Annotated in this window: 15 protein-coding genes and 2 pseudogenes; 6 read left to right on the forward strand and 11 right to left on the reverse strand. The window is 71.8% G+C overall.

The genetic code is table 11. The features are described 5' to 3' along the window. Window positions 1-131, reverse strand: a pseudogene (locus FB457_RS36470) (B/F/G family RNA polymerase sigma-70 factor); the annotation flags it as partial. Window positions 132-561: 430 nt separating this feature from the next. Here FB457_RS36470 and FB457_RS27820 point away from each other — a divergent pair. After that, a pseudogene (locus FB457_RS27820) lies at window positions 562-1,446 on the forward strand (catalase); the annotation flags it as partial. A gap of 51 nt (window positions 1,447-1,497) precedes the next feature. On the opposite strand, the gene FB457_RS27825 reads toward FB457_RS27820, so the two are convergent. Continuing rightward, window positions 1,498-2,679 (reverse strand): alcohol dehydrogenase catalytic domain-containing protein, encoded by a 1,182-nt coding sequence (locus FB457_RS27825; RefSeq protein ID WP_047018926.1) that lies wholly within the window; start codon window positions 2,677-2,679, stop codon window positions 1,498-1,500. A 54-nt stretch (window positions 2,680-2,733) separates the two neighbouring features. Further along, entirely contained in the window at window positions 2,734-3,108 is a 375-nt protein-coding gene (locus FB457_RS27830; protein ID WP_145783708.1) for a VOC family protein, read from the reverse strand. Between the two features lie 172 nt (window positions 3,109-3,280). Between FB457_RS27830 and FB457_RS27835 the strand changes: the two genes are divergently transcribed. Beyond that, window positions 3,281-3,796, forward strand: coding sequence for a GAF domain-containing protein (locus tag FB457_RS27835; RefSeq protein ID WP_047018927.1), 516 nt, complete (start codon window positions 3,281-3,283; stop codon window positions 3,794-3,796). Then, window positions 3,793-3,936 carry a hypothetical protein gene (locus FB457_RS35435; RefSeq protein WP_164492601.1) on the forward strand — a complete coding sequence of 48 codons (144 nt, stop codon included), beginning with the start codon at window positions 3,793-3,795 and terminating at the stop codon, window positions 3,934-3,936. Before FB457_RS27835 ends, FB457_RS35435 begins: the two co-directional genes overlap by 4 nt. A 7-nt stretch (window positions 3,937-3,943) precedes the next feature. Here the strand turns inward: FB457_RS35435 and FB457_RS27840 are convergent, their stop codons facing one another. The 3 genes from FB457_RS27840 to FB457_RS27850 form a co-directional block, all read right to left on the reverse strand. Continuing rightward, on the reverse strand, window positions 3,944-4,834 hold the full coding sequence (locus FB457_RS27840) for an SDR family oxidoreductase (protein WP_047018928.1): 891 nt from the start codon (window positions 4,832-4,834) through the stop codon (window positions 3,944-3,946). Between the two features lie 268 nt (window positions 4,835-5,102). Then, window positions 5,103-5,306: a CDGSH iron-sulfur domain-containing protein gene (locus tag FB457_RS27845; protein ID WP_047018929.1), complete on the reverse strand. Its 204-nt coding sequence runs from the start codon at window positions 5,304-5,306 to the stop codon at window positions 5,103-5,105. A gap of 108 nt (window positions 5,307-5,414) precedes the next feature. After that, window positions 5,415-6,407, reverse strand: a complete 993-nt coding sequence (locus FB457_RS27850) for an iron-containing redox enzyme family protein (RefSeq protein ID WP_047018930.1) — start codon at window positions 6,405-6,407, stop codon at window positions 5,415-5,417. 178 nt (window positions 6,408-6,585) lie between these two features. Here FB457_RS27850 and FB457_RS27855 point away from each other — a divergent pair, with 178 nt between their 5' ends. Continuing rightward, window positions 6,586-6,996, forward strand: a complete 411-nt coding sequence (locus tag FB457_RS27855) for a DUF2795 domain-containing protein (RefSeq protein ID WP_047018931.1) — start codon at window positions 6,586-6,588, stop codon at window positions 6,994-6,996. 33 nt (window positions 6,997-7,029) lie between these two features. Continuing rightward, window positions 7,030-7,425 carry an LmeA family phospholipid-binding protein gene (locus FB457_RS36475; protein WP_486589159.1) on the forward strand — a complete coding sequence of 132 codons (396 nt, stop codon included), beginning with the start codon at window positions 7,030-7,032 and terminating at the stop codon, window positions 7,423-7,425. A gap of 136 nt (window positions 7,426-7,561) precedes the next feature. Here the strand turns inward: FB457_RS36475 and FB457_RS27860 are convergent, their stop codons facing one another. Continuing rightward, window positions 7,562-7,795: a DUF6480 family protein gene (locus FB457_RS27860; protein ID WP_047020521.1), complete on the reverse strand. Its 234-nt coding sequence runs from the start codon at window positions 7,793-7,795 to the stop codon at window positions 7,562-7,564. A gap of 120 nt (window positions 7,796-7,915) precedes the next feature. Then, window positions 7,916-8,542, reverse strand: a complete 627-nt coding sequence (locus tag FB457_RS27865) for a DUF4394 domain-containing protein (RefSeq protein WP_486589160.1) — start codon at window positions 8,540-8,542, stop codon at window positions 7,916-7,918. Between the two features lie 406 nt (window positions 8,543-8,948). Between FB457_RS27865 and FB457_RS27870 the strand changes: the two genes are divergently transcribed. Then, entirely contained in the window at window positions 8,949-9,881 is a 933-nt protein-coding gene (locus tag FB457_RS27870) for an alpha/beta fold hydrolase (protein WP_047018932.1), read from the forward strand. Here the strand turns inward: FB457_RS27870 and fxsT are convergent. From fxsT to fxsBH, 3 genes are all read right to left on the reverse strand, one after another. Then, window positions 9,851-13,768: an FxSxx-COOH system tetratricopeptide repeat protein gene (gene fxsT / locus FB457_RS27875; RefSeq protein WP_145783654.1), complete on the reverse strand. Its 3,918-nt coding sequence runs from the start codon at window positions 13,766-13,768 to the stop codon at window positions 9,851-9,853. The two genes, FB457_RS27870 and fxsT, sit on opposite strands and share 31 nt — an antisense overlap. Continuing rightward, entirely contained in the window at window positions 13,765-15,096 is a 1,332-nt protein-coding gene (locus FB457_RS27880) for a TIR-like protein FxsC (protein ID WP_186462053.1), read from the reverse strand. The genes fxsT and FB457_RS27880 overlap by 4 nt, the downstream gene beginning before the upstream one ends. 108 nt (window positions 15,097-15,204) lie before the next feature. Beyond that, window positions 15,205-18,171: a radical SAM/SPASM protein FxsBH, inactivated beta-hydroxylase extension form gene (gene fxsBH, locus FB457_RS27890; protein ID WP_347612971.1), complete on the reverse strand. Its 2,967-nt coding sequence runs from the start codon at window positions 18,169-18,171 to the stop codon at window positions 15,205-15,207. Between the last annotated feature and the right edge of the window lie 378 nt (window positions 18,172-18,549).

Raw genomic sequence — 18,549 nt, forward strand, 5'->3', positions numbered from 1 at the left:
CGTACGACGTCCTGTCGCAGCGCCTTCTTCTCCGGCCCTTCCGGCATGCCGGAGAGCCGGCGGAACTGTGCGGAGGTGTCGGGTGCGTCGTCGTGGGGGTGTTTGCTGGTTTTTGCCCGGATGTACGCCACGGGTGGCCTCCCTCGGGCGGGTGGGTCAGCGTTCAGTTCTCGCGGGAGGACGGCGGCGCCGCACCGCGTCAGCGGTGAGGAAGCCGGAAACGGCAACGCTCCGGACCGCCGACCGTCCGGAGCGCCCACGATGAGAAGCCGAGGACTCCCGCGGCGTGCCTCTGGTCCGAAGCACGTAAGTCCGCCTGCCCGGCACCAGGCGACGCAAACGAGGGTGCGGCGGACGACTTCTTCAGATTACGCCGCCGCGGCCCATCGCACGACCGGACGCCGCCCGCCCCGCCCCGGCGCCCTCCCGCGCCACTGCTGGGGGATCTCATCGGGATGGACCCGTACGAACCGTGGAAGTCTGGACCTCACGGCGTTTCGAGCCGCAATACGGGGGCTGCCCCGGGCGGTGCCCGAGGTCCGACAGGAACGAGGAACCGCGATGCCGTCCACGAACGACAACGGCCCCGGCGCGGCAGCGCGTACCCCCGCTCACTCCGGGACACCCGCGCACGACGAGCCGACGACACCCCGCGAGCCCCTCCCGCCCGCTCCCGACCAGGCCGGTCCCGGGATGTACTCGCCCACCGGCGACCCCGTCGCCGCGGATCCCGCGGTGCGGGCGCAGACGGGCGCCTACCTCACGACGGCCCAGGGTCTGCGGCTGCCGGACAGCGACCACTCGCTCAAGGCCGGCCCGCGCGGGCCCGTGCTGCTCCAGGACCACCATCTGCGTGAGAAGATCACGCACTTCGACCACGAGCGCATCCCCGAGCGCGTCGTCCACGCGCGGGGCGCCGCCGCGCACGGGATCTTCCGCGGTTACGGCACCGCCACGCCGGTGTGCAAGGCGGCGTTCCTCGCCGAGGGTGCCGAGACGCCCGTCTTCGTGCGCTTCTCCACCGTCCTCGGCTCCCGCGGCTCTGCCGACACCGTGCGCGACACGCGCGGCTTCGCGACGAAGTTCTAGACCGCCGAAGGAACGTTCGACCTCGTCGGCAACAACATCCCCGCCTTCTTCATCCAGGACGCCGTCAAGTTCCCGGACGTCATCCACGCGGGCAAGCCCCACCCCGACCGGGAGATCCCGCAGGCGCAGAGCGCGCACGACACCTTCTGGGACTTCGTCACCCTGCACACGGAGGCCACTCACCACACCATCTGGAACATGTCCGACCGCGGGATCCCGCGGTCGTACCGGATGATGGAGGGCTTCGGCATCCACACCTTCCGGCTGGTCGCCGCCGACGGCGGCACCACACTGGTGAAGTGGCACTGGAAGCCGAAGGCCGGCGTGCACTCCCTGCTGTGGGAGGAGGCACGCGTGAGGAGGCGCCCGCGCTCCCGGCGGGAGCGCGGACGCCGGCTGCGCGCCGGCTCAGGGTTCGAGCACGACCTTCACCGCACCGTCCGCCTTCTTCTGGAACATCTCGTACGCGTCGGGCGTACGCTCCAGCGGCAGATGGTGGGTGGCGAAGGAGTCGACGCCCAGGACGTCCTCGCCCTCCAGCAGCGGCAGGATGTCCGGCACCCAGCGGCGGACGTTGGCCTGGCCGAAGCGGAGCTGGAGCTGCTTGTCGAAGACGGTCAGCAGCGGCAGCGGGTCGGCCGCGCCGCCGTAGACGCCGATCACCGAGACCGTGCCGCCGCGGCGCACCATGTCGAAGGCCGTGTACAGGGCGGCCATCCGGTCCACGCCCACCTTGCCGGCCACCTGTTCCGCGAGCTTGCCGGGCAGCAGCCCGCCGATGGTCTGCATCAGCTTGCCGGCGGGGCTGCCGTGTGCCTCCGCGCCGACCGCGTCGATGACGGCGTCGGGGCCGCGCCCCCGGGTCCGGTCGCGGACGGCGGCGGCCACGTCCTTCTCGTCGCGCAGGTCGATCGCCTCGGCGCCGCGCTCGCGGACGCGCCGCAGCCGCTCGTCGACCAGGTCCACGCCGATGACCTGTCCGGCGCCCCGGTGCAGCGCGATGCGGCAGCACATGTCGCCGATCGGGCCGAGACCGATGACCGCGACGCTGCCGCCCTCGGGGATGCCGGCGTACTCCACCGCCTGCCACGCGGTGGGCAGCACGTCGGACAGGAACAGGTAGCGGTCGTCCGCCGGTCCCTCGGGCACCTTCACGGGGCCGTAGTGCGCCTGCGGCACGCGCAGGTACTCGGCCTGCGCCCCGGGGACGGCACCGTAGAGCTTGGTGTAGCCGAAGAGCCGGGCACCCATGCCGTGCTCGCGCACCTGGGTCGTCTCGCACTGGGTCTGCAGCCCTTGCCGGCACATGTGGCAGTCGCCGCAGGCGATCTGGAAGGGCACGACGACCCGATCACCGGGCGAGAGGTTCGTGACCTCGCCGCCGACCTCCTCGACCACGCCCATCGGCTCGTGGCCCAGGATGTCCCCGGGCGTCATGAACGGGGTGAGGATCTCGTACAGGTGCAGATCCGAGCCGCACAGTCCGGATGAGGTGATCCGCACCACCGCGTCCGTGGGGTGCTTCAGCGACGGATCGGGGACCTCCTCGACGCGTACGTCCCGCTTGCCGTGCCATACTGCGGCCCTCATCGGCTCACCTCCGGGGTCGTTACGTGTGCCTCGCCCGGGTACCCGCCCCGACGCTCACGACCCGTAGACGAAGCAGAACGGGTGGCCCGCCGGATCCGCGTACACGCGGAACTCGCGCCTGCCCCCGTCGTCGTCCGTGTCCAGCGGCCGGGCGCCCGGTTCCAGGGCATGCCGCTCCGCCGACTCGACATCCGTGGCCCGCAGGTCGAGGTGGAGTTGCTGCGAGTCCTGGTCGGCGCGCTGCCAGTCCGGCGGGCGCAGGCCGGGCGCGCGCTGGAAGGCGAGCCGGGTCACGTCCGGCGCGAAGAGGTCGTACCAGTCGTCGCTGTACGCCTTCACCTCGCCCCCGAGCAGCCCGCGGTAGAACCCGGCCAACCGGAGCGGCTCCGGGCAGTCCACCGCGACCAGGCAGAACGTGGCGACGGGCATGGCGACCTCCTCGACGTCGACGGGACACACCCCGAGTGCCCCGTACGGCATGCGCCAATCCCTGAGGGTGTACGGGCCCTGTATCCGCTGGCAAAGTCGGGGTGACTGAATGCCGTACCGCGGGTACTCATGGCGGTGACCAGTAGACGTCGTCTCGTATCGAGTAAGAGGAATGGACGACCCCTTCACCGTCCGGCAGTCGGTGTTCGACACCGCGGCCGGCGGCGGACCGGGCGGGCTGCCCGGTCGGCTGTGCCGGCTGCTTCGCGGCGATCTCGCCATGGACGCCGTGACGATCTCGCTGCTCGGCCACGGCCCGCACCAGCACGTGTGCTACGCCTCCGACGCCGCTGCGCTGGACCTGGAGGCGCGGCACTTCGCGCCGGGCGAGGGACCGTCCGTACGCGCGGCCACCCTGGGCCGGCCCGTCGCCGCCGACCTGCGCCGTCCCGGGGAGCGGCCGGCGCTCCGGCCTCCGGGGCGGACGCCGCCGCCGGACGCCGGCGCGCTGTACGCCTTCCCGCTGCGGTTCCGCGGCCACGTCCTCGGGTCGATCGGCCTGGTCAGGCACACGCCCGGCGCACTGTCGGAGGAGGAGCACGAGCGGTGCGCCGCCGCGGCCGACGCCGTGGCTATCGTCCTGCTGGACGACTTCCCTCACCTGGGCGACGACCCGCCGTCACCGTGAAGACGTCGCCGTGTCGCTACGCGAGCGGCACCGCGTTCCACACCGCCCAGATCGCGGCCCAGATCGCGGCCGAGGTCCAGGAGATGCCGCCGGGCTGCAATCGCCGCGACGACCCGCCGGCCACCGCCGGGGGCCGGTGACCGTCCGCTACGGCAGCGGGGTGCCGCCTGTGGCGTTGACGATCTCCGCGGTGATGAAGCCGGATTCCGGTGAGGCCAGGAACACGTACGCCGGTGCCATCTCCGCGGGCTGCGCCGGGCGGCCCAGCGGTGACTGCTTCCCGAAGTGGACGGTGTCGGGCAGTGTGGCCGGGATGAGGGGCGTCCACACCGGGCCGGGGGCCACCGCGTTGACGCGGATGCCGCGGTCGGTGAGCATCTGGGCCAGCCCCTGGGTGAACGCGACGATGGCCGCCTTGGTCATGGCGTAGTCGAGCAGGTGCGGGCTGGGTTTGTATCCCTGCACCGATGCGGAGTTGATGATGCCCCCGCCTGGGCCCATGTGCGCCAGGGCCTTCTTCGACAGCCAGAACATCCCGTACAGGTTGGTGCGCATCACCCGGTCGAACTGCTCGGTGGTGATCGCCTCGATCCCGTCGGGCTGCGACATCTGATAAGCCGCGTTGTTCACCAGGAGATCGATGCGCCCGAACTCCTCTGCCGCCCGGCCGATCAGGTCGGCGCAGGCGCTCTCCTCGCGGATGTCGCAGGGGACGGTCACGGCCTTGCGCCCGGCCTCCTTCACCCAGCCGGCCGTCTCGTGGGCCTCGTCCTCCTCTTCCGGAAGGTGGGTCAGCAGCACGTCGGCGCCTTCGCGTGCGTAGGCGATGGCCACCGCGCGGCCGATGCCGGAATCGCCGCCGGTGATCACGGCCTTGAGTCCCTGCAGCCGCCGGGCGCCGCGGTAGGTGTCCTCGCCGTGGTCCGGCGGCGGGTCCATCGGGCCGGTCCAGCCGGGGTGGGGCTGGTCCTGCGCCGGCAGTTCCGGCCGCGGGTGCTGCTCGGCCGGGTGCGGTGTCTCACGTTTCGCTTCGCTCATGGTGGCCTCCGGTGGGGATCGGCGCGTACGGGCAACGGGGTCCGCACGCCGCGGGGGTCCCGGCTGCGGCGCGGGCGAGCTGCCGCGTCGTCGGTCAGGTGGGGACGACGTCGGTGACGACGAAGCCGCTGCGGGTGAGGGCCGGCAGCCTGGCGGTGTCGATCCGCCGGCCGTGCGACGAAGATCTCCCGTCCCGGTACTACGCCCGGGTCCCGCTCAACCGGGGACCGCCTGCCCCGCCGCCGACAGCGATCGTGCCACGGCCGGGTCAGTCCCCGGTTCGGCGGCGGTGGCTGGTATCGCACCAGGGGTAGGTACGGCTGCGCCGGCAGGTGCAGACGGCGACGGTGAAGCGGTCCGAGTCGGCGACGGTGCCGTCGTCGAGCATGACCTCCACCGGGCCCTCGATGAGCAGAGGGCCCGTGCGCTGGACGCGCAGCCGGCACGGGGATTCGTCTCGGGCGCTGTGCACGGATCACCACCAGCCTTTCCGTCCGGTTCAGGCCCGTCGAGGCACCGAGAGCCACATCTCGGGTACCCGAACATTCCGGATGAAACGCCCGCTTTGCAGGAAGGCGTCCTACAGGGGGAGACGCAGTGACGAGCGCTCGGCGCGCCACGACCCGAGGACGTGCTCGGTGAACCGGTCCTCGACCAGGCCGGTGGCAGCGATCCCGAACGTCACGTCGGCCGCGAGCTGCGGCTCCGCCTCCAGCAGCCCGGCCACCACCTCGTGCCGTACGACCTGCTCGTGGACGGCGTCGGCCTCCACGTGCTCGCGGTGGAAGTGCTCCGCGGCCGGACCCGCGCCCAGCCGCTCGATGGCCTGCACGAGTCGGCGGGAGCTTGGGGAGGAGGTGATCTCGACCGTGGCGAAGTGGCCGACCAGCGCACCGCGCAGGCTGCGGTGGAGGCCGAGCAGCGACATGAGGTTCACGACGGCGAGCATCTGAGGGCAGGCGGCGTCCAGATAACGCCCGTAGCCGGGGTCGAGCGAAAGGTCCCGCATGAGATCGGCGAACAGCCGGGCGTGTACCCGCTCGCCGCGGCCGGCACCGAACTCGTCGTACTCCACCGCCGCCATGCCCGCCTTGGCCCGCCCGTGCAGACGGGGGAGCACCCAGGCGTGCGGGTCGGCCTCCTTCAGGTGGTAGAGCGAGCGCTGTACCGCGTATTCCCGTAGCTGCCACATCGTGCCGTCGTCCCGCAGGTGGTGGGAGACGGAGTCGCCCTTCACGGGTTCGACCAGCAGCGCCGTGAGGGCGGTGCCGACATCCACGGGCAGCGGCGCGTCCTCTCGCAGCGCCGTCAGAAAGCGGTCCTCCAGTGCACGGCGGAAGGCCAGCAGGGCGGCGTCCCACTCCATCTCGTCGTCTACGCCTGCGAATCCTCGGTAGTGGAGTTCGTAGCAGAGGTAGAGGGCCAGTTGCAGGTCGTCGCCGTACGGGTCGCTGCGCGCAGGGCCGTCCGCGTGGGGCAGCGAGGCCGAGTCGCCTCGCAGGTAGGCGAGCGTCGCCGCGGACAGTTCTCCGCGGCCGACCGGCAAGGCCGGCTCGTATGGCATGTTATGCATGGATTTAGGGTATCCAGCCGGAGTCCGGTCATGCAGCGATCCCGCGGGCGTCCCCGCCCCGCGGTCGTCGTCGTTCCCGCGTGGCCGTCGCGTCCCGGGATCTCCGGTTCTTCCGGGCACTTCTGGGAACCCGGCCCGTATGGCTCACGCCTCAAGCACACAGGGAGGCGAGGCAGACATGGCCGAACATGGCAGGAACAAGACCAGCGCGATACGCGACGACGTGATCGCCAAGGAGATGAGCGGCGAGCTGCGCGCGAGCCGGTCCACCCGCGCGGAGGAAGAGCGCGAGCTGCAGCCACCGGGAGGAGATCAGCCGGAGACGGACCGCGCACCCGGCACCGCGCTCGTCGGTGGCACGCCCCCGGGGATCACCGCGGAAGGCGTCGAGCTCCGCAGCGAGCTGGGCCGGAACCTCGGTCGCGCCGTCTATCCCGCCGACCGCGAGGCGGTGCTGGAGACGCTGCGCAGCAACAACGCCCCGGACCGGCTGACGGAGCTGGCCGAGCGCCTCCCCGACGGGGAGTACGGCAACCTCCAGGCGATCGCCGACGCCCTCGGCCTCGGCGGGGAGAACCGCCGCACGTGAAGCGAGCGGCCCGCGGACGGTGAGCTGGCTAGGCTGGGCCGTACGGACTGGGGGCGAGATCTCCGCCGGCCGCGAGGCGGTGCCACGGCTGCTCGCCGGCGCCGCCGCGGTTGCGCCGGGCGGCGGCGCGGCGCAGATCGAGCCCGATCCGCAGGCCGGCCGCCTGGTGGTACGCGCCGGGCCCGGCGGAATCGTCGAGCTGCCGCTGACGCCGCGGCTGCGGGGTTCCGCCATCGAGCTGGAGCCCGGCGAACCGACCCTCAAGGCCGGCCGCTGCCCGCGGAGGCCGCCGACGCCGTCTCGGCGCGCGCCGAGCGGCGGATTCCGCTCGGCGGCCTCCCCCTGCGCCTTGAGCCCAGCTCGCTCGCCGTCACCGACGGCGGCCTGGAGCTGGGCCTGTCGGGCGGCCCCGCAACCCTCCAGACCTGACCCGCCGAAGGAGTACGACCCCGCCCGGGACCCCCTCAGGACGCGGGGCCCCGGCAAGGGGCGCGCAGGGCTCGTCGGCCCTCTCCCGTGGCCGCCACGAGGGCTCGTCGCCCTGCTCGGACGGGCGCGAGCGGCGTCAGCGGGTGAGTGCCAGCGCATACCCGACGTAACCGACGGCGAACAACACGACCACGAGCCCGATCAGGAACAGCGGACCCTTCGCCCAGCCCTTCGTCGGGTTGTGCGTCTCGTCCGGTCCCGCCCCGGGCGTGCTGCCCTCGGCAGGCGGAGTCTCGCCCGGGGGCACCGACCCACCGGGCTCCAGGCCGGTAGTGCGGTCGGGGTCGGGATCGGGATTAGAAGCAGGCATGGCGCCCGGGTACCCGGTTCGGGGGTTCGTGAACAATCCCGCAGGGGGCGGCCGGGCCTCCCGGGCATCTCAAGCGCGGCGGCGTCATGAGGTGCGGGCCGCGCCTTGGTGGACGGGGCCTCAGGGCAGCAGGCATCCCTTGCCATCAGCGCGACGGACAGTGCACAGACGCCGCCGCTGCGTGAGGCGCATCGTGGTCGGGGGGCTCGCCGCGTGCCGCGGTATCCGTATGCCGTCGGTAGCTCGTGCGGATTCTTTACTCGTCGGGCGGCGGTGAGGGTCTGGTCCGCCGGATCGTAGGCCAGTGTCACGTTCTCGGCCCGCAGCGGCGCCCGACCAGACGGTGGTGTGATCCTTCAGGTGGTGCCGCAGGTTCTGGCCGTTGTCACTGACCACCTGCAGCCGGTCGGCGGCGGGGTTGAAGTCGAAACCGACGTTCTTCCCGTACCGCGGGACCTGCAACTGCGAGACTTTGGTGACGACCACGCCGGGCGTCTGCGGCGGGGTGCTGATGGTGTAGACCCCGCCCTGGTCGCCGAGGCCGTACATGGTGCCGTCCTGGACGCGCTCGTCGATGCCGAGCAGGGCTGTGGCGCCCTTCCGCCCGGTGACGCCCCGGACCCAGTCGAGCACGGTGTGCCGGTCGGTGGTGAAGGTGGCCATGAGCGTGCCGTCGCTGGAGATGCCGAAGCCGCGCAGGCCGGCGGCGCTTTGCGAGGCCGAGCTGCCGGCGGCCGGGGTGGCCACGGCGAGCGTCGCGACAGCGGAGAGTGCGGCGACCGCCGCAACGGCTCTCTTCTTGATCCCTGTCACTGGCTTTCCCCCTCGTGGTTGGAGAGCAGGCCACAAGCTACGCAGAAGGTCTGGACGCCGATTGGACGCCGGCTGGCCATACCGGCGGTACGAGCCGGGGCGCACCGCCCACGGAGTGAGGGCGCGCAGACCCTCAACGGGCGCATGCACAGCCGCCGCGGCCTCGACCCCGGCCTGCCACGGCACGGCGCAGACACGACGAGCCGGTGGTGGGTGAGGACGTCGCAAGCAGCCCAGGAGCCCGGCCGGCTCGGGCGGTACGCGGGTCGTTTCGCGGGCGGAGAGGGCGGGAACTTGTGGGAAGGTGGCCCCAGTTCGGGCCCCGGGGAGGGGATGCGCTGTGCATGACGTCGTGCCGGCGCCCGACCGGGTCCGGGCGACGGACGGCCGGATACTGCGGGTGGAGTGCTCAGGAGATCCGTGCGGGCGGCCCGTGTTCCTGCTGCACGGTATGCCGGGGTGCCGCGTCGGTCCCCGGCCACGGCCCATGTTCCTCTACCAGCGGGGAATCCGGCTCATCTCGTACGACCGTCCCGGTTACGGCGGTTCCGACCGCAGGCCGGGGCGCCGCGTGGCCGACGTCGTGGAGGACGTGACCCAGGTCGCCGACGCGCTGGGGCTGAATCGCTTCGTCGTGGCGGGCCGATCGGGGGGCGCTCCGCATGCGTTGGCCTGCGCCGCGCTGCTGCCGCGGCGTGTGACGCGGGCCGCCGCGCTGGTCGGGCTGGCGCCGCGGGACGCGGAGGGGCTCGACTGGTTCGAGGGGATGGCTCCCGGCAACGTGCGGGTGTTCCGGACGGCCGCCACCGACCCGGAGCGGTTCGTCGCCCGGCTCATTCCGCGCTCCGCCGCGATCCGCGAGGACCCGGCCCGGCTGCTCAACGAGCTGCGCGGCGATCTGACCGACGAGGACCGGCAGATCGTCTCGGATCGCGGCATCCGGGCCATGCTGCTGCGCAACTATCGCGAGGCGCTGCGCAAGTCGCCGTACGGATGGGTCGACGACATCCTCGCGCTGATCTCCGACTGGGGCTTCGACCCGGCGGACATCCAGGTGCCGGTGCTGCTGTGGCACGGCAGGAAGGACGCGTTCTCCCCCGTGGCGCACCACTCCTGGCTCGCCGGGCGCATCGCCCGGGCCACGGCTGTGCTCGACCCCGCCGCGGCCCACTTCGCAGCGCTGCGCGCCCTGCCGGAGGCCATCGCCTGGCTGCTGTCGGACACGCCGGCCGCGTCGGGGGCTCACACCGCGAGGGGCTCCAGGTCCCGGTAGATTCGCCGGCTGTCACCCGCGACCTTCGTGATCCCGTTGTCCTCGCCGAGCTGCCGCCGCAGTTCGGCCATCGCCTCGTCGCGCATCACCTGGGCCTCGTCCGTGTGCCCGAGGGCCTTGAGAGTGAGCGCGGCGTTGGTAACGATGGCCAGAGTCTCCGGATGGTGGCGACCGAGGGATGTGCCCAGCACCTCCACCGCCCTGGCCTCCAGCTTCCGCGCATCCTCCCAGCGGCGCTGGCCGGCGAGCACGTTGGCGTAGTTGATGGCGCAGAACATCGTGTGCGGGTGCGCGTCACCGAGCACCTCCGTCATGCGGGGCAGCACGGCACGGAACACCGTCTCGGCCTCGTCGTCGTCCCCGCAGCCCCAGTGGAAGATCGCGAGGTTGTTGAGCGCCGCCAGGGTGTACGGGTGCGCTTCGCCGGGCACCTTCGTGTACTCGGCGATGGCCTCCCGGGCCACCTCGCGGGCCGCCTGGCGCTCGTCGGCGGCGAACAGGTCGGCGGCCATGTTGAGGTCGCAGGCGAGCGAGTCCGGAGTCGCCTCCTCGTACTGGGCCCTGTACTGGGCCCGGGTCGCGGCGGTAAGCCGGCGGGCGTTCTCGAACTGTCCGCTCCTGCGCAGCGATACGGCGAGGGACTTGGCACACCGCAGCGTGCCGGGGAAGTCCTTGCCGAGGACTCGCGTGTGCGCCTCGTACGTCCGCTGGAGCAGTGACACGGCCTCTGCGTAGCGGCCGACCTCGCGCAGGTCGCGGCCGAGCCGCTCGGCGGACGCCAGGGTGTACGGATGGTCCGGGCCGAGGACTTCCTTGCGCATGTCCAGCACGTCCTGGTCCAGCTTGAGGGCGTCGCGGTAACGGCCGTCCAGGCGCAGGGCCAGCGCCAGGTTGTTGGCGGCGCTCAGCGTGCGCCGGTGGGAGCTGTGGAAGATCCGGCTGAAGCCCTCGTGCGCCTCGCGGGCCAGCTCCGCCGCGCGGCCGTAGGAGCTGAGCGCGGCGAGGTCGCTGGCGAGGCTGGACATGGTCACGTACGTGTGCGGATGGTCGGGGCCGAGAGCCTGGCGCTGCTGCTCCAGGAGTTCGGTGTCGATGTCCCGCGCCTCGACGTACCGCCCCTGGGAGCGCAGCACGTTGGCGAGCTGGTTGCGCAGGTACAGGTACTGGACGTCCGTTTCGCCGAGAGTCGGCCGCCAGTGGTCGAGGACCTCCTCGGCGAGCTGCTGGGCACGGGGGAAGTCGCCGCGCTTCCACAGATAGCGGACGCGGTCGATCAGCAGCCGGCGGGTCTCGTGGGTGACGCAGTGGGGCGTGTCCGAGGGGAGCAGGTGCGGCCAGATGATGCCGAACTGCGGCCACGTCTCGGGGTCGTCGATCGGTTCTTCGCCGTCGGGCCGGGCGCCGGCGAGAACGGTGTGCACGAGGTGCCGGGCCTCCCGTTGCTCCTCCTCGGTGAGCTGCGAGCGAACGACCGCCTGCACGAGCCGGTGTACCTGCAGGGAGTTGCTCACCTGGTCGATCTTGGCCAGCGCGAACCGGCCTATCTCCCGGATGACCCGGCCGAGCACCAGCTTCTCCTGGAGCGCAGGGTCGTACGGCTTCAGCGCGTCGATCATCTCCCTGCTGTAGAGGAGCTGGGCGGAGATCGGTTCGGGCGCCAGGAACGCACACAGCTCAAGCAGCCGTACGGAGGCGGGGGAGCGCTCCTTGAGCCGGGCTATGGAGATGTTCCACGTCGCCGCCACCGGATGCGGGTAGTCGGCGGGCTGGTTGAGGCTGAGCGCGGCGGTGGTCTGGTCCGCCAGCTGCTGCAGGTAGTCCTCGATCGGGGTCGCCGTCTCCGCGAGCCAGGCCGCGGCCTGCACCACGGCGAGCGGCAGGTCGCCCACGGCGGTCGCCACCCGGTCGGCCTCTTCCGCGGTGAGCCTGGCGTCGTGGCTCATCAGGTGGTCGACGCTCTCCTCGCGGAGGAACACGTCGATGGGCAGCGAGTCGCCGTGCTGTGCCCACGCCTGGTTCCGGGAGGTGATGACGATGTGTCCGCTGCCTTCCGAGGGGAAGTAGTCGGTGAGGGCCTCCGGTTCGGCCGCGTTGTCGAAGACCAGGATCCATCGGCTGGTCGGCTCCCCGCGGGACAGCATCCGCACGGCCTCGCGGCTGGCCATGGCCATGTTCTCGCCGCTGTGCGTGCCGAGCCGGGCGGCGAGCTCGGCGAGTGAGGCGATCACGTTGTCGGTGTTCTCCGCAGAGATCCACCACACCAGGTCGTACTCCGCCATGAACCGGTGCACGTACTCGATGGCCACCTGCGTCTTGCCGACCCCGCCGAGTCCGAACAGCGCCTGGGACCGCGGGAGGACGACCGACATGCCGCTGCTGAGCTGGTCGCGCATCCTCTCCAGGACGACGTTGCGCCCGGTGAACGCGGCGTTGCGCTGAGGGGCGTTCCAGATCCGCGGCGTACTGCCCGGGTAGCGGCAGGCCGAGGGGCCGGTGTCGGCGGGCAGGGCGGGCAGGTCCAGGGCCCTCAGCACGCTCGCCGTATCCGCCTCCTCGTCCACCCGGAGGCTGACCAGGTTGCGGTCGGGATAGGCGCCGGGTGCGTATACGTCGTCGAGGCGCAGCGCGACCAGTCCGCCCTGAGGGCTGCCCAGGTCGGTCTCGGCCAGAGCGCGCCATGTGGCTTCCCTGCCCCGGGCCTTGAAGAACGACTTCGATAAGAGCACCACCGTGCGGGCCGGGCCGTCCGGCTGCTCCATCGCCCTCACGGACAGGTCGACCGGTGTGACCTGGCAGCCGGAGCGCGTCAGCAGCGACTCGACCCAGTCGGCCCACATCCGGTTCTCGGCCACGTACACGAGCACGACGTCGGTCCTCGTAGCCGACGGCCGGCGCCGCGTGAACGCGTCCTTGCACCGCAGTCGCACTGGCTCGGGCATGGTCGGCAGGGCATCCACGTCACCCTCGGTGATCACGTCGGTGAGCCGTTCGAAGGCGGAAAGGAGGGAGCTGGCGAGCCCCGGCTCGTCGCTGACGGTGGCCAGGGTCTCCTCGTAGGCGTAGTACGGCCGGTACGGGATCTCCACGGCACCCCAGTACGCGGTCAGCTCCTCCCCGCCGAGCCCGGCGGGAAGCCCGTCGAACCTCAGCCGGGCCAACGCGCGTCCGGCGTCCATCTTGTCCTTCTCACCCTCGTCGATCCGCATCGGCACCGGCAGCACCCGGATCTCCCGGCCGCGGTAGCCGCCCGCCACGCTGTGGGCCACCAGCGCGGCACCGTCGAGGGACTGGTCGCTGAGCGTGAAGCAGTCGACCAGCACGTCGGGCATGTGGATGGTGCAGATGTCTGCGTTGTCCGACAGGCCGGTGCGGCTGTCGATGAGGACGTAGTCGTACAGGGACTTCATGTCGTCGCGAAGCGCGTCCAGGAACAGGCCGCCGCCGAGCCGCTCGTAGAAGTTGTCCCATTCGAAGGAGGTCACCGTGGCCGAGTACTCGCGGCTCTGCCGGCCCGCCGACAGGAAGTCCAGGCAGCCGTTCTCGGGGAAGCTCCAGCGGAGCCGCCCGGGGTTGAGGGAGACCGCGTGGTCCTCCGTCCTGGCGTACTCCCGGTGCCACTCCCCGACGCGCGGCGGCCCGGTCGTCGCGGCCCAGGAGTACTCGGTGATGATGTCGATGACGCCGGTGGTCGATGCCAGGGTGTTGCTGTCAAGGAACGGGTGGAAGAAGCGGTGCAGCCCGGGGGCCTCCAGATCCCAGTCGACGGCGAGTACGCGCTTGCCGTTGGCGGCGAGGATCCACGCCACGTTGGCGAGGGCCATGGTGCGGCCGGTGCCGCCCTTGTACGAGTAGAAGGTGATGATCCGTCCTTGGGGTCGGGTCGTCATTCCTCTCCTCCCTCGTGGGGGCCCGGGGCGGCGGTCCGCGGTGCCGGGCCCAGGAGACGGGGTCTGGGGACGTGCGGCCCTCTGGGGGGATGTGCATGGGCGTGCTTGAAGAACTGCCCGGCCGCGTGGGCCACGACGGCCGGCAGCACGTCGGTGAACTCCTTCAGCGTGGGCACACCGTCGACGGCCCGGTGCCAGGGGGCGCGCCGCCCCCGGTCGAGCAGCCTGGGCAGCAGGTCCTCAAGTAACCGGCGCAGCTCCAGGCCCTCGGCGCTGTGGCACTGGACGTCCGCATCGTTCCAGGGAACGACCACGTGCATCCAGGACTGGGCGTGGTCGTCGAAGCGCCTCAGCTCGTCGCAGTGCTTCCTGGCGGTGACCACCCAGCGGTCGACGATCAGGACGTGCGGCTGGTGGGGCTCGTCGTCACCGACCGGGGTGCTGTCGACGCCGGGCTCCCTCCCGGCGACGAGAGAGGCGTCCGACTCGTCCAGGGAGGAGACGGTGACCCGGTAGTCGAGCGAGCGGATCAGCTCCGCGGCGTGTTCCGACAGCGGGCGCGTGGCCTCGCTGTGGTAGGGGTTCCAGTCCTGCGCCCGCTCCCCGTAGGGCCGGACGTCGCGGTGCTCCGGGATCGTGTCCCGGGTGGGGGCGGCGACCGTCAGCCGGATGCGGCGGGGGCTCTGGCCGCGTGGCTTGAACGCGCTGGGCGTGGCGTGGTAATCACGGGGCGTACCGGGCGGCAGCGGGGACTCCTGGGCGACGCGCACGATGTGCTCGGCGAGTTGCAGGACGGTCTCCTGGTACTCGTCCCGCCGCCGGTTGAGCTTGATCAGCCGGTACAGGCCCTCGTTGGCGTGGGTGCCGCCGAAGGCGGAGTTGTCGATGTGCAGGTGCCCTACCGACTCCGGGAGCTGGCTGTAGGCGACGCGTGTCCACATCACGGGCACGATGGCGGGAATGGCACCCAGTCCGGTGGTCCGGGCCTCGACGAGGCGCTGGTTGAACGCGAACAGCTCCCGGCCGCACATCTCGCTGCCGAAGTAGCGGGGCGAGAACAGCGGGATGAAGACCCGGCAGGTGGCGAGATTCTCGGCGAGCTTCTCCGACCAGCCCTCTCCCGACCGCAGCTCCCTGTCCATGAAGCCCGCGGGCGCGCCCGCAGGCAGGTCGGTGAGATGCATGATGTTCTCACAGAGATCCTTGTACAGGACGTGCACCCAGTGGTCGGGATCGCCGCCGCCCTGTTCCCAGCGCGGCATGTGCGCGTAACTGAGAAAGAAGTAGGGCTGGTTGTCCGCCGCCCGCTCCCACCACGCTGTCTCCATGTGACCGCCTCCGGACGGCTGGCCCTCCCGCCGGCGGAGCTGCCCGGACAGAGGCAGGTGGCCTGCCCCGTATCCCGCCCCCCACGTACGGTCCGCCTCCCACATGCCTCAACGGCGAGACGCGGCCATATAGCTGACCGCGCGGTCGACCGCCTCCTTCATGCCGAACAACGTCGCCCGCTTTCCGGCCACCTGGTCGACACTCAGGAGCTCTGGCGGCAGCATGCGGCCGATCTCACCGAAGTCCTCGTCGTGCAGGTCGAGATCCTCGTACGCGAACCAGTATCCCTTCTCACGCAGCACGCAGCGATAGGTTCGCAGGGGGCGGGCCGGATTCATCCGGTACTCGGCGAGATGGAAAGAGCTGCACACCTCGAACCCCACACCCAGCAGCAGCACCTGGGCCCCGACCCGGTAAAGCCGGGCCAGCGGCGAGCGTTCCCCGAGATGGCAGGTCACGTCGTGCTCGTCGAGCAGCTCTGCCGCCCGTGGTCCGAGGCCGGCGAACGAGGTCTGGGGATGTGCGCTGCGCACGGCACCGGGTGTGGTGCGCACGCATTCCGCCAACGCTCCCATGCCTGGACACGGGGTGGTCTCCGGCTCGAACGGCGGCATCGAGGCACGGAATCGCGCCTTCTCCCGCTCGTTCATGCCCGCGGTACGTGCGCGGTGGGCGGAGGAGGTGTCGGAGTTCTCCGGTGTGAAGGCCGGGACGACCAGGGTGCCGTCGGGGCCGAGGACGTCCAGCAGCGCGTCCCGTACCTCGTCGGGAGAGAGTCCGCTGCCGCCCAGAGAGGCGTGTACGAGGAGGGAACCGCCTTCTCGTACGCCCAGCCCGCGGAAGAATCCGGCCAGCCGGGCGACATGGCCGTGCTGCTCGGTCCACTGCGTCCACAGGCCGCTTGCCAGCACCGCACCGTTCGGCGTGAGCTCGCGTCCCGGTCGGGTGCCGAGCCGCACCAGGGCCCGGCCGGCCCGGCCGAGCGCGTCGCCGCGGCGGTCCGCACCCCCGGCCGGGTCCCGCTGCCAGAAGGACGCCTTGCCGACCCAGTCGTCCGCTTCGTCCAGCAGCCGCTCGGCGGGACTGCCGGGCACGGCCAGGTCCGCCGACTCCTTCAACGCGGCGAACCTCGCCCGCCGCGCGACACGCGGCAGGGCGCGGGCGAACTCCGCGGGGTCGACGTCGACGGCCACGCCCAGCGCACCCAGCCCGTGTGCGCCGAGCCTCAGTCCTGCGCCCGGCGCCAGCGGGGTGACGGTGGTGACGAGCCAGGCGCCGTCGCTCTCCCACCAGCCGGGCGTGCGTTCGCGCAGCAGGGCGCATCCGCCGGCCAGCCGTTCGAGGAAGGCGTCGAGGTCGTCGGGGCTCATCGGACCGGCGGCGGGGCGGGGGAAGCAGTCGCGGTACGGGTCGGCGTCGTCGACGAGGAGGCGCGGCCCGGTCGCGTCGTCCCGGCCGGCCGAGGAGTCCCACGAGCGCAGCGGCCGCCACCGCTCGGGGTCGCCGGTGCCGGAGGAGTCCGGGCCCTGCCGCACGGCGAACCGGCCGCCACAGGACCGGACCTCGACCCGGCCGGGACCGGGCATCCGCAGCGTGCCCAGCGTCGGCAGGTGCAGCTCCGGCCCCGCGTGGTCCCACGTCAGCGCCGCCTCCGCCCGCGCCCGTACGGCGGCGGCCATGGCGATGGCGGGCAGCAGGCCGGCGTCGGCCGGCTCCTCCCCGGAGAGAGCGCGGCGCAGGGCGGTGCGGACGTAGGGGTGGGCGAGCACGGCGTTGAGCTGGGGGGCTGCGGCCTCGTCGGAGTCGAGGCGCAGCAGGAGCCGCCACGCCTCGTCCCAGTCCGCCGTCCCGGCATGCCGGTGGTGCAGCCGGGCGAGCAGGTCGCGGGTCTGCCGCTCCTGGGCGAAGCGGAGTTCGTCGTCGCTGTACACCGCCGGACTGTGGCTCCTGTCCGTGATCCGCTCGGCCACCCCGTCGACGAGAGCCCGCAGGTCGGCGCAGTACACGGACGGATTGTCGAAGCCGCGCTCCGCGCTGTACCGGTGCGCGTACAGTCCGCCGCCGCAGGACTCCACCACCGGGCAGCGGCGGCACTCGGCGCTGACCCCGTCGATGCCCGACTGGCGGGCCCGTACGCCCGGATGCTCGGCCAGCTCCGCGAAGCCGTTCCAGTAGACGTCGTATCCGGTGGCCGGCGCCCCGTGGTACGCGGTCTTGAGCGAGTCGGCCTGCTCGAACGAGCCGTCGGTCTCCACCACCGCCAGGTCCGAGGGCGCCAGCCCCATGGCCTCGGTCAGGCTGGGGCCGTGGCGCAGGGTGCTGAGCACCGACTCGAAGGTGCGCACGCGGACGCTGCGGCCCTCGCGCTGCCATACATCGAAGATCTTCAGCAGCCAGTCGGCGTACGGCGTCGGGGAGCCAGTGTCCGGCCGGGGTGGTGGGTTCTCCCAGGTGGAATGGGGCAGCAGGTAGTCGATACGGGGCGGGTCGAGCGCCGTGAGCGCCCTGTGCACGGCTACGGGGTCGTTACGCAGGTCGACGGTGCAGAGCAGACCCGCGAACAGGTGACGGTACTCCGGCGTGCGCAGCAGCCGGACCGCGCGGATGACCCGGTCGTAGCTGCTTCCGCCCCTGCGGTCGCGCCGGTGGAGGTCGTTGGCGGCCCGGTCGCCGTCGAGGGAGACGCTGACCTTGACGCCGAACTCGCGGAAAACCTCCAGATGGCGGGTGCCGAGCTGAACGCCGTTGGTGTGGATGCGAAGGTCGAGGCGGGCGACCCGGGTGATGGTCCGGGTGAGCTCCGCACACGTGCTGCGGAGCCGGGCGGGACCTGCGAGCAGGGGCTCGCCGCCGTGCAGGATCACCGAGACGGAGTCGAGGGCCCGTTCTTCCGCGTAGGCGGCGAGCCGATGGGCGGCATGCTTGACCGTGTCCTCGGAGATGACGACCGGCCGCGCTCTCCAGCTCTGGTCGGCGTGCTCGTACACATAGCAGTGATCGCAGGCCAGGTCGCATCTGCTGTGCACCTTCAGGACAACCTGCCGGAGAGGAGGGCGGGTCGGGATGCTCGTCACACTCGAGTCTCCCAGGCTTCGCCGCGTCCCGAAGCCCGCACGTGCCGTGTTAGCAGGGTCTTGCTGTTCTCACCGGGAGTGACCGCGATTCTGCGACGTCACAGTGCACCCGATCGGGCGGCAGCAGGACGGGTCAGAGCGCCGAGTCGAAGGTGATCGGCCTCGTGGACGTTGTGCCCGCGAAGTCCGTCACACGCCAGGCGGAGCGCAGTGCCTCGGTGCAGTCGGGATCAACGGCAGAAAGAGGGACGTGCTGCTTGCTCGCCGGCCGGGGGGTGGAAGATCGCCGCTTCAACGCGGTCACTGGAAGGCGCATGACTCCAGACCTTTGGCTCGGGCCAGCCGCCCCGGCTCAGCCTGGGATCTTCAGCCGATCAC

The organism is Streptomyces sp. CNZ287 (assembly GCF_007827615.1).

Excerpts from the sequence above, each read along its gene's own strand:
- FB457_RS27880 (WP_186462053.1), bottom strand. The coding sequence starts at position 15,096 with ATGGAGACAGCGTGGTGGGAGCGGGCGGCGGACAACCAGCCCTACTTC.
- FB457_RS27840 (WP_047018928.1), bottom strand. The coding sequence starts at position 4,834 with ATGAGCGAAGCGAAACGTGAGACACCGCACCCGGCCGAGCAGCACCCG.
- fxsT (WP_145783654.1), bottom strand. The coding sequence starts at position 13,768 with ATGACGACCCGACCCCAAGGACGGATCATCACCTTCTACTCGTACAAG.
- FB457_RS27825 (WP_047018926.1), bottom strand. The coding sequence starts at position 2,679 with ATGAGGGCCGCAGTATGGCACGGCAAGCGGGACGTACGCGTCGAGGAG.
- FB457_RS27835 (WP_047018927.1), top strand. The coding sequence starts at position 3,281 with ATGGACGACCCCTTCACCGTCCGGCAGTCGGTGTTCGACACCGCGGCC.
- FB457_RS27860 (WP_047020521.1), bottom strand. The coding sequence starts at position 7,795 with ATGCCTGCTTCTAATCCCGATCCCGACCCCGACCGCACTACCGGCCTG.
- FB457_RS27830 (WP_145783708.1), bottom strand. The coding sequence starts at position 3,108 with ATGCCCGTCGCCACGTTCTGCCTGGTCGCGGTGGACTGCCCGGAGCCG.
- FB457_RS27850 (WP_047018930.1), bottom strand. The coding sequence starts at position 6,407 with ATGCATAACATGCCATACGAGCCGGCCTTGCCGGTCGGCCGCGGAGAA.
- FB457_RS27855 (WP_047018931.1), top strand. The coding sequence starts at position 6,586 with ATGGCCGAACATGGCAGGAACAAGACCAGCGCGATACGCGACGACGTG.